The sequence below is a fragment of the Zoogloea sp. LCSB751 genome (genome assembly GCF_002028455.1).
In the GTDB taxonomy this organism is placed as follows: Bacteria; Pseudomonadota; Gammaproteobacteria; order Burkholderiales; family Rhodocyclaceae; genus Zoogloea.
In genome coordinates, this window is record NZ_MWUM01000142.1 from 1 (window position 1) to 280 (window position 280).

A 280-nucleotide genomic window follows, 5' to 3' on the forward strand; every position below is an offset into this window, starting at 1 on the left:
TGCAAGCTGTTTAAGGGCTCTGCAACTCTGATTGCTGAAGCGATTCGCCATGATATTTTGGCCGAAACAGGGCTTACTGCTTCGGCTGGCGTTGCTCCTGTTAAATTCCTCGCCAAGGTGGCCTCTGACTTAAATAAACCTAATGGTTTGTATGTTATTTCGCCCGACAAGGTTCCTGAGTTCATTAAAACCTTATCCCTACGTAAGATCCCCGGTGTGGGGAAAGTCACCGCAGAAAAACTTTCCTCTTTGGGGTTAAATACTTGCGGCGATATACAAA

1 pseudogene is annotated in these 280 nt (G+C 46.1%); it reads left to right on the plus strand.

The window, feature by feature from the left end:
- Positions 1-280 (plus strand): annotated as a pseudogene (locus B4920_RS26110) (DNA polymerase IV); the annotation flags it as partial.